The sequence below is a fragment of the Nocardia sp. NPDC088792 genome (genome assembly GCF_044750615.1).
In the GTDB taxonomy this organism is placed as follows: domain Bacteria; phylum Actinomycetota; class Actinomycetes; order Mycobacteriales; family Mycobacteriaceae; genus Nocardia.
Map to the genome: position 1 here is coordinate 1 of NZ_JBIVKC010000001.1, position 16,724 is coordinate 16,724.

Consider the following 16,724-nt stretch of genomic DNA (forward strand, 5'->3'; position numbering starts at 1 on the left):
CGGATCACCCGCTGCTGCGACGGACCGTTCGGCGCCGTCAAACCATTCGACGCACCATCCTGATTCACCGCCGACGACCGCACCACCGCCAACACGTCATGACCATTACGCACCGCATCCGACAACCGCTCCAACACGAGCACCCCGACACCCTCGGACCAACCGGTCCCGTCGGCCGACTCCGCAAACGCCTTACACCGGCCGTCTGCGGCCAGACCACCCTGACGAGTGAACTCCACGAAACCTGTGGGGTGTACCAGGACGTTGACGCCGCCGGCCAGAGCCAGCGAACACTCCCCGGACCGCAGGGACTGTGCTGCCCAGTGCATCGCCACCAGCGACGACGAGCATGCCGTGTCCACCGTGACCGCGGGACCCTCCAGACCCAACACATACGACACGCGACCAGAGATCACGCTGAGCAAACCACTGGTCATTCGATGGTTCTGGGTCTCCTCAAGACCTCGAATCGATTCCAAGTAGCCCGAAAATGCCGCGCCGACGAACACCCCGGTCGGGCTGCCGCCGAGGGTGGCTGGGTCAATGCCCGCATGCTCCAACGCCTCCCAGACAACCTCCAGCACAATCCGCTGCTGGGGGTCCATGGCGAGCGCCTCGCGAGGCGAGATGCCGAAGAACCCGGCATCGAAGTCGGCTACACCGTCTACGAACCCGCCCTCACCGGTCATCGACGTGCCTGGCCTATCAAACGAGTCGTACAGCGCAGAAAGATCCCAGCCGCGGTCGGCAGGGAACGGCGTCAACGCGTCCATACCTGATGCGACCAACTCCCACAGGTCGCCGGAGCTCGTGATGCCACCTGGATAGCGACACGCCATACCGACCACGGCGATCGGCTCGTCGATTACCTGTGCCTGCGGCACGAACTGGTGCCCGGCCAGCTGACTGTCGCCGAACTGACCGGCCAGATAGACAGCGAGGCGAGCGACGTTCGGGTAGTCGAACACGATCGTGGAGGGCAACGTCAGCCCGGTTGCGGTTTGCAGCCGGTTGCGTAGCTCCACTGCGGTCAGCGAGTCGAGCCCAGCGTCGCGGAAGGCGAGCGTCGGCGCGACAGCGTCGGCGGAGGTATGGCCGAGCACCGCAGCGGCGTGATTGCGCACCAGTGTCGTCAGGTGCTCGAGACGTTCGGCGGTGGGCAGCCCGGCTATGCGGTCAGCGACATCGGAATCGAGGCCGTTGCCGGATAGGTCCGGTCTTGTCGGCGTCGCTTCAGGGATGAGGTCGAACAGCCGACTAGGCCGAGCAATTGTGAACGCGGGCGCAAACCGGGACCAGTCGATGTCGGCAATAGTCATCGTCGTGGCGCCGTCTTCAAGGACCCGTTGCATCGCTGCTACAGCGAGGTCGGGTGCCATGGAGAGCAACCCGAGGCGCTGTACCTGCTCAACAAAGGAAGGATCGAGGTCCACCAAACCGGGCGCCGCCCATCCTCCCCACGCGATTGAAGTTGCGACTCGGCCATGCGTGCGCCGGTGGTGCGCAAGACTGTCCAGAGTGGCATTGGCTGCGGCATACCCGCCCTGACCAGCGCTGCCCCACGACGCGGCACCGGAGGAGAAGAGAATGAATGCATCCAGTGTCAGTTGTGTGGTCAACTCGTCGAGCAACAACGCGCCTTCGGCTTTGACGCGCAATTCCGACTCGATCTGCTCCTGTGTCAGTTCGACCACCGGGTTCAGCTTGCTGCCGATTCCCGCGGCGTGGACGACAGTGCGCAGCGGGAAGTCTGCAGAGGCATCCTCGAAGACGCGCAACATTGCCGAACGATCGGCGACATCGCAGGCGGCCAGGGTGACCCGCGCTCCAGCTGCCATTAGTTCTGCGCATAGCGCTTGCGCGCCAGGAGCATCGGGCCCGCGTCGGGACACCAGGACCACGTGTTGCGCTCCGCGCTCGACCACCCAGCGCGCGACGCAGGCACCCAATCCGCCTGTGCCGCCGGTGATCAATGCAGTTCCGCTGGTCCGCCAGTCACCGTCATGAAGCGTCGCACGCACCAGCCGACGCCCAAATACACCGCCTGACCGAACAGCCAGTTGGTCTTCGCCGTGCTCACGACCGAAGACGCCTGTCAGCCGAGACAGGACTGACTCGCCCAGGTCTTCCGGTAGGTCGACCAATCCGCCCCAGATGTCGGGCTGCTCCAACGCGGCGACGCGCCCCAATCCCCACAACGCGCCCGCAGTCGCCCCGGAAACCTTGTCCGTCGGTCGGACAGCCACCGCAGCACGCGTAACGACCCACAGCCGCGTTTCTGGCTTACCCACAGCCTGTAGCAGTTGCACGGTCTTGGCAACGTCTTCGGTCGGGAGTAGGGACACGACCGTGCCAGTGAGCTCGCCGATGAAATCTGAGCCGTCCCAGGCCACGACTGTGGCGGGGCGCAGTGCCGCGACGACGGAACTGACCCAGCGATCCAACTCGCCCGACGGCACCACCACGGTCACTGGCCCAGACGCGGTACCCAAGTGGTCGACACTGATCCAGCGGTCCCGATAGCACCAGCCGCTCGCCTGACTGGCGAGGCGGCTCTGCTCACGCCACCGTAGAAGGCCCGGCACCACCTCAGCGGCTAGGTCGTGCTCGACGCCCCAGTACCGGGCCAAAGATTCGACCTCGCCAGCATCGATCGCTTTCCAGAATTCCGCGTCCAACGGATCACGTTCGGCGACTGGGCCCGCGTCGATTTCCGGCCAATAGCGGCGGTGCTGGAACGCGTAGGTCGGCAAGCCCACGCGTTTCGGAGTGCGTTGGGAGAACACGCCATCCCACGACACCGCAGTACCACGTGTGAACAGCTGGGCAACCGACAACAGCACACGGTTCAGACCACCTTCATTGCGGCGCAACGTACCCGTCACGACCGACTCGGCGCTCAGTTCGGGATAGTAGGTGTCGAGGATCTCCTGGATCGGCACGGTCAGCACCGGGTGCGCACTCACCTCAACCCATGTCGAGAACCCGGCTTCGGCGAGCATCCGCGCAGTCAGCTCGAACTGCACGGGTTCGCGGAGGTTGCTGTACCAGTACTCAGCGTCCAGCGCCGCGAAGTCGACCACCGCGCTGGTCACTGTCGAGTACATCGGCACGGTTCCCGGCATCGGCCGGACGAATGCCAGATCCCGCATGAGCTGCTCGCGCAGCGGCTCTAGCGCTGCCGAATGCGATGCCGCCAGCCCAAGGATGCGCCCGCTCACCCCATCTTGTTCCAATTCGGCGAGGTAAGCACGCACATCCGCTATATCACCGGTGATGACGACCGACGACGGCGAGTTGGTGGCTGCAATGGATAGCGCGTCGTAGCGGGTGATTTGCTCTTCGACGATGGCTCTCGGGAGCTTGACCGACGCGACGGCACCCCGGCCGAGCATCTCCTGCTCGAAGGTCTGCGCGCGCACGAGCACAATCCGAAGTGCATCCTCAAGGGTCAGGGCACCCGCAACGTACGCTGCAGCGACTTCGCCTTGGGAGTGCCCTACCACGGCTGCGGGCACGATACCCATAGCGCGCCAGACCTCGGCCAGCGCCACCATCATCGCAAAGAACATTGGGTGTGCCACATCGAGGCGTTTCAGCGGCTCGGCGGCCTTCTCTGGGTCGCTCAGCAACTCAAGCAACGACCAGTCGACCAGCTGATCCATCACTCCCGCGCACTCGGCGACCTTCGCAGCGAACACGGGCGATGTGGCCAGCAGTTCCTGGGCCATCCCAAGCCACTGTGAACCCTGGCCCGGGAACACGAAAACAACCCCGTCCCTGGTGCCCACAGCGCCGTCGACGACGTTGCGGGCCGGCTCGCCCGCACTAAGTGCAAACAGCCCCGCCTCCAGTTCGCTGCGGTCTGCGCCGACGATTACCGCACGATGATCCAGCAACGACCGGGTCTGCAGCAGCGACCAGCCGACGTCACCGATGTCGAGCGTTTCGTCGGCTTGGACGTGTGTCAGAAGCCGCGCTGCTTGATCACGCAACCCGGCGGCGGACCGTGCCGAAACAACCCACGCCATCTCGGTGTTGGTGCACAGAACGTCTGTGCCGAAATCTGTCGTTACATCTGTGCCGAAATCCGTCGTTGCACGCTCACCCAACTCGGGCGCGGCTTCTAGGATCACGTGTGCGTTGGTGCCGGAGACCCCGAATGACGAGACACCGGCCCGGCGCGGACGACCGGTTTCGGGCCAAGGCTGCTGCTCGGTAAGCAGCCGCACTCGGCCTTGATCCCAGTCCACATGCGTGGTGGGCTGTTCGGCATACAGAGTGCGCGGCAGGATCCCATGGCGCATCGCCTGCACCATCTTGATGACGCCGGCGACACCCGCGGCCGCCTGGCTGTGGCCGATGTTCGACTTTACCGACCCCAGCCACAATGGCCGATCCTCCGGCCGATCCTGACCGTAAGTCGCCAGAAGTGCCTGCGCCTCAATTGGATCGCCGAGCGCGGTACCAGTTCCATGAGCCTCAACCGCGTCCACATCAGACGGAGTGAGACCCGCCGACGCTAGCGCATGTCGGATCACGCGTTCCTGCGACAAACCGTTCGGTGCCGTTAGACCGTTAGACGCGCCATCCTGATTGACTGCCGAGGACCGAAGCACGGCCAGCACTGTACGGCCGTTGCGCACCGCATCGGACAGTCGCTCGAGCACGAGGACACCGACGCCTTCGCTGAACGCCGTGCCGTCCGCAGCCTCCGCGAAGGCTTTGCACCTGCCATCAGGAGAAAGACCGCCATTGGGGCTGAACTCGATGAATGTCCCCGGCGTGGCCATGACTGTGACACCGCCGGCCAGGGCCAACGTCGACTCACCTGATCGCAGAGATGAGGCTGCAAGATGCATCGTGACCAGTGACGACGAGCATGCAGTGTCCACCGTCACTGCTGGGCCTTCTAGACCCAGTACATAGGACACCCGTCCAGAGGCCACTGCACCCGCTGCGCCGATCCCAGCCGAGGCGCCGTGGGCTTGCACCACTCCCGGAGTCGTCGAGGTCGGATAGTCGTGGTACATCAGGCCGGTAAAAACGCCAGTCGACGAGCCGGCTAGGGTTGAGGGAGCTATCTTCGCGCGCTCCAGCGCCTCCCATGTAACCTCCAACAACAACCGTTGCTGAGGATCCATGGCAAGCGCCTCCCGCGGCGAGATCCCAAAGAATCCTGCATCAAAGTCCGCAGCTGAGGGCAGGAAACCTCCCTCGCAGGTGACCGAGGTGCGGGGCCGTGTTGCCGTCGGGTCATGGAGATCGTCCAAGTCCCAGCCGCGGTCAACGGGGAACTCCGAGATCGCGTCCCCTCCACCAATCACGAGGTCCCACAGCTCGTCCGGGCTGTTAGCCCCCCCAGGAAGTCGACAAGCCATGCCGACAATCGCGATCGGCTCCTGAGCACGCTGTTCGAGCTCGGAGAGCCGTTGGCGCGCCCGCTTAAGCTCGGAAGCCAATTTCTTGAGGTACTCGAAGGACCTATCGTCACCCACGCTTACTCCTACAGCCACGGCACACGACGATCCATCGCGATGCCACCCTCTCGCAATTGCCAACGCATGGCGAATTTTGTCGACCTCACGTGTATGAACAGCAGGTTAAGCATTTTGCTGTTCTCGGCTCTAGTGAGCTCGCCAATCTATTGGGCGCGGTGGTCATCGCCACGGTAACCGCTAGCTCCAACGCACTGAACCTGCTCGGGAAATGCTCGGAGACTGCACGCGACGTACACCACAATCGCCCGCAGCCCTCCTGCCTCGATAGAGGCTACTATTGGTACTCAAATTCTATTTGAAGCAGCTCTTGGAGCCGTCACTGCGCACACGTGAAATTAATATCACACTACAACATGAGGAGACGATTATCCTTGAGTTTCGAAACTAGCCGACAAATTATCAATTGCGGCAATGATCTCGTCCGATTCGGGATCAACACGCGGGCGGAAGCGGCCGGAAACCTCACCAGCTGGCGAAATTAGAAACTTCTCAAAGTTCCATAGCACGTCACCAGACTTGCCGTCAGAATCCAGCGCGCTAACGAGTTCCACATAGATCGGATGCCGGGCGTCTCCATTGACGTCGACTTTTTCATATAGCGGAAAGGTGATGCCATAATTTATGGAACAAAATTCCAGGATCTCTTCAGGGGTCCCAGGTTCTTGTTCCTTGAATTGGTTACAAGGAAAGCCGAGCACAGTGAACTTCTTTCCTTCATACCGCTTCTGAAGTCGCTCCAATCCCCTGTACTGCGGGGTAAGACCGCATTGGGATGCAACATTAACAATTAGAAGCACCTTGCCAGAATGTCCGGCCAAGGTAGTCGGATCTCCAGACAACGTAGCGACTGGAATATCATAAAGAGACATGAAAGAACCTTAGTATCGCACGATAATACCCTACACCAGAGGGAACCGGCCAGTCTTATTATTCGTTTACACAATCAGATTCTCGACAGTCGCAGTTCGAAATCGCTACATGGACTAGCAAACATCTATTGATAGTCGTTTCGCGATGTTAAACCGGCGCGGAAGCGAGGAGATATCGGACAACCGGAGAAGTATGACGACTTGCAGCGAAGCTCTACTGCGGACCCTGCGGCTTCTCGCCAGTAACAACTACGCGCTGCATAATCCTAGCCGATTCGTAGTCCGGAACAGCGTAATGCTGAACTGACCGGTTGTCCCACATCGCAATATCATTCGCCTTCCAATGCCATCGCATAGTGAAATCCGGAGACTTAATATGTTCAAACAACAGCCCTAGCAGCCGATCACTTTCGGATTTCTTCAGTTCGATGAAGTGAGTAGTGGAAGACTCGTTCACAAAGAGCAGTTTTCGCCCAGTTTCAGGGTGGACAACAATCGCTGGATGAACATGCTGAAAACTGTCGGCTGGTGCTGAATAATCAGCTGACTTCTTTTCAACGTCACTCATACGCGTAACAACCGATCGCGCAGAATGCATGGCAGTAAGCCCCTCGAGAAGATCCTGAAGCGGCTTAGACAAAGTTTCGTACGCCGCGTACATACTTCCCCAACAGGTGTCTCCGCCGACAATTGGCGGCTTTACAGCCCGCAACACAGTAATACTGGGCGGTTCAGCATTGAACGTCAGATCAGCATGCCAGACCGACGTGCCTCGCTTTGCCCCCTGCAGATCCGCCTCAGTGATCCCATCTGGGCGATCGCCTTTTGCGAACGGCACCGGCGCCACGGTGCCAAAATTATCGACAAATGAACGTAGCTGTTCGCGGCTGATATCCTGGCCACGGAAGAAAACAACGCCGTTATCAAGCAGCGATTGCCGGACGGCCTTCACAGTGTCCGAGCCAAGCGGCTGACTAAGGTCGATGTCATGGATAATTGCACCCAACGTGGGCGTTACGGCTTCCACCTGCAAATTAGCTACCGACGTTGACATTCATCCTCCACTAGTTACGTTGGAACAGCAGGCTGCACAAACGGGCTCGACCAGAATAACCAACTCAATAGATTGCTGCCGTTCACCCATTGCCATGGCAACAAGTAGTGCGGCTATGATCGACGCGCCTGTCCAACGATTGACAGCTTACTTCAATACCGACCACGACTAACCCCTATTGATCCCCTATACGCCGACAGGCAACGGGATGGGTCCGCGGATCGAGCCAATTGATAGCCCCAAGGGTCACGAACAACCAGGGAATTTACACAACGCGGTCGTCCGCTCGTCAGCAGCCCATACACGCTTCTCCGCAAGCAGGGTTAGCATTCGTGTGACATTCGCAGGGAAGCGCATCACTCTACAGCCGACTAGCGCCGTCCATTTGATGCCCAGCCGGCGGGCCGCTGCAAATCCACTCCCCGAACGACGACTTCGAAGTCCTCCCTAGCATTTTCACGGTGGCTGGTCTATGTCAAACCACACCGGGACCGAGATCGGTCAAGCCTGTATCTGCTGTATACACTCCGCACATGGAGGCGATCCACTAGGGAGCCACTAGGGGATAGTTAGGGGTACGACTTCCAACTTGAGTAAATAGGATAAAATGGACTAGATGTCACCCCTCGTATTCTAGTTTCAACAAACTCGCATTACAACCAGCCTGCGACATACAGTGCAGTTCAAGAAATAGGAAGCTCAGCGAAGCAAGCCCGACCAATTCCCACAAGGAAAACAGACTTATGAATGCTAGCAACGATTGCGCCGAAGGCGCTTCCCTTGAGGCAAGTAAAACGGCACCCCCTATAGAGCTCGGGTCGGACTATCTGAGCGATCCCCATGCAACATACGAACGGCTTAGACAACACGGCACTGTTCATCATGTGCGATTTCCAGACGGACTTGCGGGTTGGCTGATCACCGGACACTCAGCCGCCCGTCAGTTACTGAGCAAAAAGGAAGCCCGGAAGGATATCAACGGCTTTGCCGAGATCGTACAGCGTCAAGGTCGCGACGGATCGTTCGCGGCCATCAGCGAGCTTACTGGCCATATGCTAAATACGGATCCGCCCGACCATACACGGCTACGAAATTTGGCAGGTAAGGCCTTCACTGCCGGCGCAGTCGAAAGCCTTACACCTCGAATTACAGATCTGGCAAATAGCCTGCTAGATGAAATGCCGACAACTGACGCCGTCGATCTAATAGGCGGCTATTCACTCCCACTATCTACATCCACAATTGGCGAGCTCGTTGGTGTTCCCGGAGCAGCTTCCACGGAATTTCGGAAACTGACAGCAACGATATTCTCATTCACCGAACAATCGTTGCGCTTACAAGCAGCGTCTCAGTTGATTGATTATATCAGCGGTCTGATCGAAGATCGCACCAAAAATCTCGGTAACGACCTAGTATCAAGGCTGATTGCGGCTCGAGACGATGAGGATCAGCTGACCAGATCAGAGCTCATTGCCATGGTATTTTTAATTTTGTTCGCCGGCTATGAAACCACATCCAATCTAGTTGCCAATAGCGCCCTAATTCTTCTATCTGACCACACTCTACTAAAGGATGCCGCAGCCTGCCCAGAACGAATTCCGAAATTCTTGGATGAATTCCTGCGCTACAACGGACCGGTTAATCTAACCAGCCCCAGATTTACTGCAGAATACATGAACATCGACGGAGTCGATATTCCGCCGGGAGAACTGGTATGGGTGGCCGTCGCTGCAGCTAATCGCGATCCAAAACTCGCCGCCGAACCCGAAATAGTCGCGCCGGGCCAATCCACGAATCATCTAGCCTTCGGCTACGGCATACATTATTGCTTAGGCGCACCCCTTGCACGCCTTGAAGGGCGTATTGCAATAGAGGTTCTTCTGCGCCGCTTCCCTTCTATTCAACTTGCAACTCAGATTGATGAACTTCAATGGCGCCCTCGGATGCTGCTGCGAGGGCTCGAATCGCTCCCAATATACTTGGCACCAAAGCCAGGATGATCAATCGCTTATCTATCGGGTAGAGGTAAAGGATCTCGCCTTCGATCCTGTCGTAACAGGTTAGTCGAGCGAGCAGCCTGAGCCGAGTGATGTCCAGGCAGGTAAGCGGCCAGAATCCCTGACCACCACCACGATACCGGTCAGGTATAGACGTGCTGGGCGGTCACCAACCGACCACGACCGGATCGGCCGAGGCCTCGACTGCCAGTTCGGCGAACAGGTCCTATAGAGCGAGCCATCGCCGTGAGCACCGGATATTCCGGGAGCAACAGTGGTCTCGAGCCGCGGAAGTATTCATTCGCGATGAGGAGATCGAGGTTAACGCCAAGGACCTGCGGGTCTACCTCGGGCCAGGTATGAGAACACCCCAGACATCGATATAGCGGCGATCGCCGGCGCGCGTTGGCGACAAGGTTCCTACTCGCTGATACGGAACCTCCATCGGCTGAATCCGACTTCGTCGACGACAGTCAGCGCTCCTACCAGTAACACAGATACCGCTGAGGTAACCAAGCAATACAGTACGGAGCTGCTGGCTACAGGATCCGGACAACCTACACACTCCGGGAGGGCCTATCGAAAGATGCCTGACGTCGAAGAGTTACGTGCGGCGTATCAGAAGTTGAGCACGGTAACGGCTGCAGCCAGGCAATTACAGCGTTCCACGAAAAACCGTACAAGGTTGGATGGGTCGTCTTCGCAAATTTGACAAGTCCGCACGGCCGCACACAGCTAACGGCAGTTAGAGCAACACCTTGAATGGATCGATAGGGATACATGACAGACACCTACACGATAACGATCGCCAGCAATGAGACTGGGAGCAAACTTGCCATTGCAACTGTCGAGATCAACGGCTCCCGTGCGCGCCTGACCGAGGTGCGTGCGGAAACACTCAGTAACGAATCTATACCTGAAGTCCTGGCGCATCTCGATTATTCGCTTCTTATCCGCACGGCTGCGATGCTTGCGAGTCCACGAACTCGCCCGAGAACACCACAACCCGGCACCCTGTGAGGCAACTGATTCGAAGCCGGTGAGAACGCCAACCCCGGATCCAGCCAGGGAGAAGGTTCCGCCATGTCGATGTGACACGCCAGTTGCAAGCGACGGCGAGCACAATCAAACGTTGTTTCAGCCGCCGCAGATTTCCAGCGCTCCTGCCAATTTCGGTGTGACGTACTGGAGACTCGGCAGCATCGTCAAGGTAGCTCGACATTACGAGGTTCCGCATCACATCGCGCAAGACTGGATCAAATCTCTTCAGCAGCAGGGGACGCTCGCAATTCCTTGGCCGGCAAAGAATAAGCGCCCTAGGTGGCTGGTGTTTTTCGTGCGGTGAGGGGTGGGTCTCGAGCAGAATGCTGGGGTGACGTTGGGGCGTGTGCCGAGTCAGGGTGATCTGCTGCGGTCGACGGTGGAGTTCTGCGCCGGCCGGGTGGCCGAGGACTCGATTTATGGTGTGCTGCATCGGGAATGCGGCCTGTTGTTCCCGGATGAGATGTTTGTGGATCTGTTCACCGATGTCGGTCGGCGGTCGGTGCCCCCGTCGATCGTGGCGGTGGTGATGGTGCTGCAGCGTATCGAGGGGCTCTCGGATCGGGAGGCGGTGGAACGCTTCGCGTTCGACGCTCGGTGGAAGTACGCCGCCGGTGGCCTGGATTTCGATTATCCGGGATTCGTGCACACGGTCCTGGTGGACATGCGCGCGAGGCTGGCGCGCTCGGATCGGCCGAACCGTATCTTCGACGCGGTGCTCGACGTGGCGCGTCGGGCCGGATTGGTGGGCCGCAAAAGGGTTTTGGACTCGACTCCGTTGTATGACGCGGTGGCCACGATGGACACCATCACCTTGGTTCGCTCGGCGATCCGTGGCCTGCTCACCGTCGCCGACACCGGGCTGGCAGGAGCGTTGCGGGCGCAGGTCAGCAGTGGTGACGACTATGCCAGCGCGGCTAAACCGGTGATCGACTGGGACGATGCCGCCGCCCGGGAGCAGTTGGTCGATTCCCGTGCCCGTGAGGGCATGGCGATGCTGGCGACCCTCGACGGGCTCGAACTCGACGAGGCGACCGGCAAGGCCGCGCAGCTGCTGGCCACCGTGCTGGGCCAAGACATCACCGAAGACGACGACGGGATTTTCCGGATCGTGCGGGGCACCGCCGCGGACCGGGTGATCTCCACCGTCGATCCCGAGACCCGCCACGGGCACAAGACCAGCGCTCACGGGTTCGACGGCTACAAGGCCCACATCGTTGTCGACCCCGACAGCGAGATCATCACCGCGACCACGGTGACACCCGGCAATGCTGGTGACGCCGACACCGCCGAAGATCTGCTTGCCGACATACTCCCCGCCGAAGCCGAAGCCGAAGCTGGGGATGCGGCGGTGTTCGGTGATGCCGCCTATGGAGCGGGAGAGTTGCTGAAACGGTTGGACGACAACAGGATTGCCAACCTGATCAAGGTGCAACCCTCGCCGTCGATCAAGGGGCATTTCTCCAAGGACCGCTTCACGGTCAACCTGGACCGGCAGACGGTGACCTGTCCGGCCGGGGTCACTACACCGATCCAGACCCGCTCCGGGCCGACACACCGGTGCCGCCTCTTTCGGCGATGCCTGCACCGCGTGCGCGTTGCGCACCCAGTGCACGAACGCGGCCGGTGGGCGCACGATCACCATCGGAGCCTTCGAGAAATACCTGGCCATCGGCCGTGAGCGGCAACGTGATCCGGCCTGGAAGGCCACCTACCGCGCCACCCGCCCGAAGGGTCGAACGCAAGATCGGGCATCTGATGCGCCGCCGCCGCGGCGGACGCCGCGCCCGCGTCCGCGGACAAGCCAGGATCGGCGCCGACTTCGGACTCCTCGCCGCCTCGATCAACCTCGCCCGCCTCGCCGTCCTCGGGATCTGCCACACCACCGACGGCTGGACCACCGCCATCGCTTGACACCCATACATCAAACCCAAGCGACTATGCGACAACCCGAATATCAACGGACACAATCGGTTCCGGTCGATTATCTACACCCACCACCGATACAGGACAGCCGATGCACACACGCCAAGCAGACCTCGTCACGGCTGGAACCTGCCCGTTCGACACCAGTCACCTAGGCAGGCACGATAACCACTACTTAGGGATCACTGAAGAACTACGATAGGGCGCAGCACTCAGTATCGATCCATGTGATGACTCGTTATAGACGCAAGCCGCCGGCCGATCTATGAGCCTTATCGTCGCTGCCCGCCGCTGCCATCGAAAGAGTCTGCAGGAGAGCGGGTACACGCTCTGGCCGATTCCGCCCTCCGCCCGTGCACAGTCAGGCGGCTCGATGCTGTTGACCTGGGACATGGTCAGCACGCGCACCTCTGCGCGGATGCGCGCTAACCTCGCCGAGCTGGACTGGCAGCTCGCGGCGGCACTGCGGGTGACCAGATACTCTCGACTGGGTCGAAGTTCGAGGCCGGAGTTTAAAGGCTGGTTTGCGGTCGGACCAACACTCTGTTCACATACCCGAGCCACCCGACCACCGCCGTCCGCACCGGGTTACGTTGAATCCAATACGGCTCCTACCTGATCGACAGCTGCTTCACCGGAACCGTAAACAGCTTTAGCAAACCTTGTGGATTCGATCCAGATGGATCGAACCCACAAGGTTTCGTTATCTACAAGATCGACCAATCGGTGATCATCGAGATCGTGTCCTGCAACGGAAATGCTTCACGATCTCTATTCCGGTTCGATCACGTCGACTTAACCACCGCGACCGAGATCGGGAACGAGTCAGCGATACCGGCATAACCATCCTCCAGCGAATCGATGAGGACTATCTCGTCGGCAAGGGTTTCAGCCGCGACGAACGCCTTATGTCGCTTCACCGCCGACTGCACCGGCTCCGGACTGGCAATAGTTACAAATACGCGATCGGAAATGTCGAATGCAGCGGCCCGTCTGGCTTGCTGCACCACGCGGACGATGTCTCGTGCGGTGCCTTCCGATGCAAGTTCCGGGGTAATGACAGTGTCCAATGCGATCGTGACTCCCCGTAGGGATTCGACGACCCAGCCGCTGCGGGGTATCTCGGCGACCATTACCTCCTCCGTCGAAACATTGAGCGCCTCGCCGTTGAAATCGACGGTGGCAGCACCATGCTCACGCAATTCCTCGACAATCTGTTGCGGCGAGGTCGCAAGTATTGCATTCGCGATCTCCTGGGTACGCTTCCCATACCGCTTTCCAAGAGCGCGAAAGTTTGGTTTGACGCTAACGTCGACTACCGCGCCCACGGTTTCCAGCGCGTCGACCTCCTTGACATTAAGCTCGTCGGCTATATCGGCATAAAGCTCCTCATCGAGTGAAAGTCCAGGAGGCAACCCTACGAAGGCGTGAGCCAGCGGCTGTCGAACCCGAACCCCGCTAGATTTGCGTGCGGCTCTGCCTGCCTCGACCAACGCCCGTGCGGTGCGTACCTGCTCTGACAACGATCGGCCGGTGAGAGATACATCCGCTGTCGGCCACTTTGCAAGGTGAACTGACTCCGGGGCGTCAGACTGGCCTAGACGGATGACTTGCTGCCAGACCTCCTCGGTTATGAACGGAACGAACGGAGCGAGAAGCCGAGTCAACACATCGAGGCACTCGTAGAGCGTCGACAAGGCGTCCTGGTTACCAGCCCAGAACCGCTGCCGGGAACGACGGACATACCAGTTGGACAGGTCATCAACGAAGCCGGCGAGCTCCCGTCCCGCGCCCGTAGTATCGAAGGAGGACAGCTTATCGTCCACTGACCGCGCAGCTCTGTGGAGTTCACCAAGGATCCACCGATCTAGGACCGGCCGCGCAGCAGCCGGACGTGCTGACTGCGGCTTCCAGTCAGCGTGGCTGGCGTAAAGACTGAAGAACGATGCAGTATTCCAGTAGGTTACCAACAGCTTCCGTGTGATCTCCTCGAGCGGTCCGGGACCGACGCGGCGCGGCGCCCACGGGGACCCTGAGCACGCCATGAACCAGCGCAGCGCGTCGGCGCCGTATGCGTCCATTAGCGGGATCGGATCGAGGATGTTGCCGAGATGTTTGCTCATCTTGCGGCCGTCCTCGGCCAAAATATGGCCTAGGCAAACAACGTTCTCATACGGGGACTGGTCGAACACGAGCGTTCCGACGGCCATGAGGGTGTAGAACCAGCCGCGGGTCTGGTCGATAGCCTCACAGATGTACTGCGCGGGATATCGGCGAGCAAAGGCTTCCTCGCTTCCGGGCGTGTTGGGATAGCCCAGTGATGCAAAGGGCATGGCTCCAGAGTCGTACCACGCGTCGATGACTTCAGGCACCCGAACAGCGGTTTCCTGGCACTGCGGACAAGCGAAGGTGACGTCGTCGATGTAAGGGCGGTGTGGATCAAGTTTGGACAGATCGGCTCCGGCCAGCTGACCCAACTCAGCTCGGGACCCAATCGGGGTGACGTGGTTGTCTCTGCAGCGCCACAGAGGCAGAGGAGTCCCCCAGTACCTCGAACGCGACAGCGCCCAATCGATATTGTTATTGAGCCAATCGCCCATCCGACCGTGTTTGATGTGCTCAGGGTACCAATTTGTGAGCTCGTTCTCTCTCAATAAGGCGGCTCGCACGCTGGTTGTCCGGATATACCATGACGGCTGCGCGTAATACATCAGCGGCGTGTGACAGCGCCAACAGTGGGGGTAAGAATGCTCGAAGTTCTGTGACCGCAGAAGCCTCCCGGATGCGCGCAATTCGTCGATCAGGATCTGATCCGCATCCTTAAAGAACAGTCGACCTACCAGCGGAACGGTATCGAGGAACCGTCCGTTAGGACCGACCGGATTCACGACGGGCAGCCCATTTTGTCGACACACGTTCAAGTCGTCTGCGCCGAAAGCAGGCGCCTGATGTACCAGCCCGGTGCCGTCGGCTGTAGTGACGTAGTCGGCCGTTACGACGATATGCGCGTTTTCGATATCTACAAGGTCAAACGGTCGTTGATAATGTAGTCCTGCCAGTTCAGCACCAGCAAACGTCGCCAATGGTACAGAAGTCTCGCCCAGCACCGCTGCCATGAGCGCCTCGGCGATGACGACTAATCCGTCGTCGCTCTGTGCCAAAACATAGCGCACCTGTGGGTGGACGGCGACGGCGGTGTTAGCAACCAGAGTCCACGGCGTTGTTGTCCAAATCAGCAGGTCCACGCCAGATTTTCCGGCAAGCGGTTCCGTCAGTGGAAACCGCACGTAAACCGAGGGGTCTACGACGTTCTCATATCCTTGTGCAACTTCATGATCCGACAACCCCGTGCCGCATCGCGGGCAGTAGGGCGTGACCCTGAAGTCTTCGACAAGTTTGCCGTCTTCGTAGATCTTCTTCAAAGACCACCAAACGCTGTCGACATAGTCTGGGGACATCGTCTGGTAGGGGTGCTCAAGGTCGATCCAGTACCCCATTCGCTCGGTCAGGGCCTCGAATTCACCGACGTGCCGCATAACTGACTCTCGGCATCGAGCGTTGAAAACATCAATGCCGATCTGCTCGATCTCGGGCTTACCTGAGAGGCCGAGCTCCTTCTCGACGGCAAGCTCAACAGGCAGGCCATGGCAGTCCCATCCAGCCTGCCGGGGCACCGAATAGCCCTTCATTGTGCGGAAGCGTGGGAAAATGTCCTTGAATACCCGCGCCTCCACATGGTGGGTCCCCGGAGAACCGTTTGCCGTTGGCGGCCCCTCGTAAAAGACCCAACTTGCGCCATCCTTTGTCTGTTCCAGGCTGCGCCGGAATACATCATGCTCGCGCCACCACTGGCCGATTCGCGTATCCAGAGCGGGCAGATCTACCTGCGTTGGCAACACCCTGAATGGAGAGTTGAACAGCATCTTCCCAGCCATATGAACGGCATCCTCCGTATTCGTCCACGCGCACGACCCGCCTTAACCCGTCATGCGGGGACGACGCCAGTGGGCACCGCGGTACCACCCCGCTTGCACCTGCGAACAGATGCCGCTCATTGCCCCGCGTAACGTGCGGTAACGCCCGGTTCTACTGGGAGGAGCGCCGATTAACGGGGACCTCTGTTCTTCCGGAGGCTCCCCGGTGATGGCCGGATCGACGCCGTTCGTCACAGTCTAGCAGTCGTCTACGTAGTTCACCTCGGCGGTGGACCAGCATCGTGCCACACGATGCATCAGTACGCGAGGTGAATGTCACTGTCGGCGAGTCGGTTTCGAGGATGTTGCCGCTGATAGTCGAGAGCATGATGATTGCGCGGGAACAGGTCCTTGTGCATTCC

General features: G+C 59.6%; 7 protein-coding genes and 2 pseudogenes. 4 read left to right on the plus strand and 5 right to left on the minus strand.

Features of this window, described 5'->3' with window-relative positions; genetic code table 11:
• From ACIP5Y_RS00005 to ACIP5Y_RS00020, 4 genes and pseudogenes are all read right to left on the minus strand, one after another.
• Positions 1-860: pseudogene (locus ACIP5Y_RS00005) on the minus strand (beta-ketoacyl synthase N-terminal-like domain-containing protein); the annotation flags it as partial.
• Positions 861-977: 117 nt separating this feature from the next.
• A pseudogene (locus ACIP5Y_RS00010) lies at positions 978-5,381 on the minus strand (type I polyketide synthase); the annotation flags it as partial.
• Positions 5,382-5,866: 485 nt separating this feature from the next.
• Positions 5,867-6,370 carry a glutathione peroxidase gene (locus tag ACIP5Y_RS00015; protein WP_400346160.1) on the minus strand — a complete coding sequence of 168 codons (504 nt, stop codon included), beginning with the start codon at positions 6,368-6,370 and terminating at the stop codon, positions 5,867-5,869.
• 214 nt (positions 6,371-6,584) lie between these two features.
• Positions 6,585-7,424, minus strand: coding sequence for a TauD/TfdA dioxygenase family protein (locus ACIP5Y_RS00020; RefSeq protein WP_400346162.1), 840 nt, complete (start codon positions 7,422-7,424; stop codon positions 6,585-6,587).
• 743 nt (positions 7,425-8,167) lie between these two features.
• On the opposite strand from ACIP5Y_RS00020, the gene ACIP5Y_RS00025 reads away from it, so the two are divergent.
• The 4 genes from ACIP5Y_RS00025 (at position 8,168) to ACIP5Y_RS00040 (ending at position 12,543) form a co-directional block, all read left to right on the plus strand.
• Entirely contained in the window at positions 8,168-9,424 is a 1,257-nt protein-coding gene (locus ACIP5Y_RS00025; protein WP_400346164.1) for a cytochrome P450, read from the plus strand.
• A 777-nt stretch (positions 9,425-10,201) separates the two neighbouring features.
• A complete protein-coding gene (locus tag ACIP5Y_RS00030; protein WP_400346166.1) occupies positions 10,202-10,441 on the plus strand; it encodes a hypothetical protein in 240 nt (79 codons plus the stop codon).
• Positions 10,442-10,793: 352 nt separating this feature from the next.
• A complete protein-coding gene (locus tag ACIP5Y_RS00035) occupies positions 10,794-12,143 on the plus strand; it encodes a transposase (protein WP_400346167.1) in 1,350 nt (449 codons plus the stop codon).
• Positions 12,061-12,543 carry a hypothetical protein gene (locus tag ACIP5Y_RS00040; protein WP_400346169.1) on the plus strand — a complete coding sequence of 161 codons (483 nt, stop codon included), beginning with the start codon at positions 12,061-12,063 and terminating at the stop codon, positions 12,541-12,543. The genes ACIP5Y_RS00035 and ACIP5Y_RS00040 overlap by 83 nt, the downstream gene beginning before the upstream one ends.
• Before the next feature lie 630 nt (positions 12,544-13,173).
• On the opposite strand, the gene ileS is transcribed toward ACIP5Y_RS00040, so the two are convergent.
• Complete coding sequence (gene ileS / locus ACIP5Y_RS00045) at positions 13,174-16,323, minus strand: isoleucine--tRNA ligase (protein WP_400346171.1); 3,150 nt, start codon at positions 16,321-16,323, stop codon at positions 13,174-13,176.
• Positions 16,324-16,724: the final 401 nt, after the last annotated feature.

Coding starts and splice junctions, on each gene's coding strand:
- ACIP5Y_RS00015 (WP_400346160.1), bottom strand. CDS start 6,370: ATGTCTCTTTATGATATTCCAGTCGCTACGTTGTCTGGAGATCCGACT.
- ACIP5Y_RS00030 (WP_400346166.1), top strand. CDS start 10,202: ATGACAGACACCTACACGATAACGATCGCCAGCAATGAGACTGGGAGC.
- ACIP5Y_RS00025 (WP_400346164.1), top strand. CDS start 8,168: ATGAATGCTAGCAACGATTGCGCCGAAGGCGCTTCCCTTGAGGCAAGT.
- ileS (WP_400346171.1), bottom strand. CDS start 16,323: ATGGCTGGGAAGATGCTGTTCAACTCTCCATTCAGGGTGTTGCCAACG.
- ACIP5Y_RS00020 (WP_400346162.1), bottom strand. CDS start 7,424: ATGTCAACGTCGGTAGCTAATTTGCAGGTGGAAGCCGTAACGCCCACG.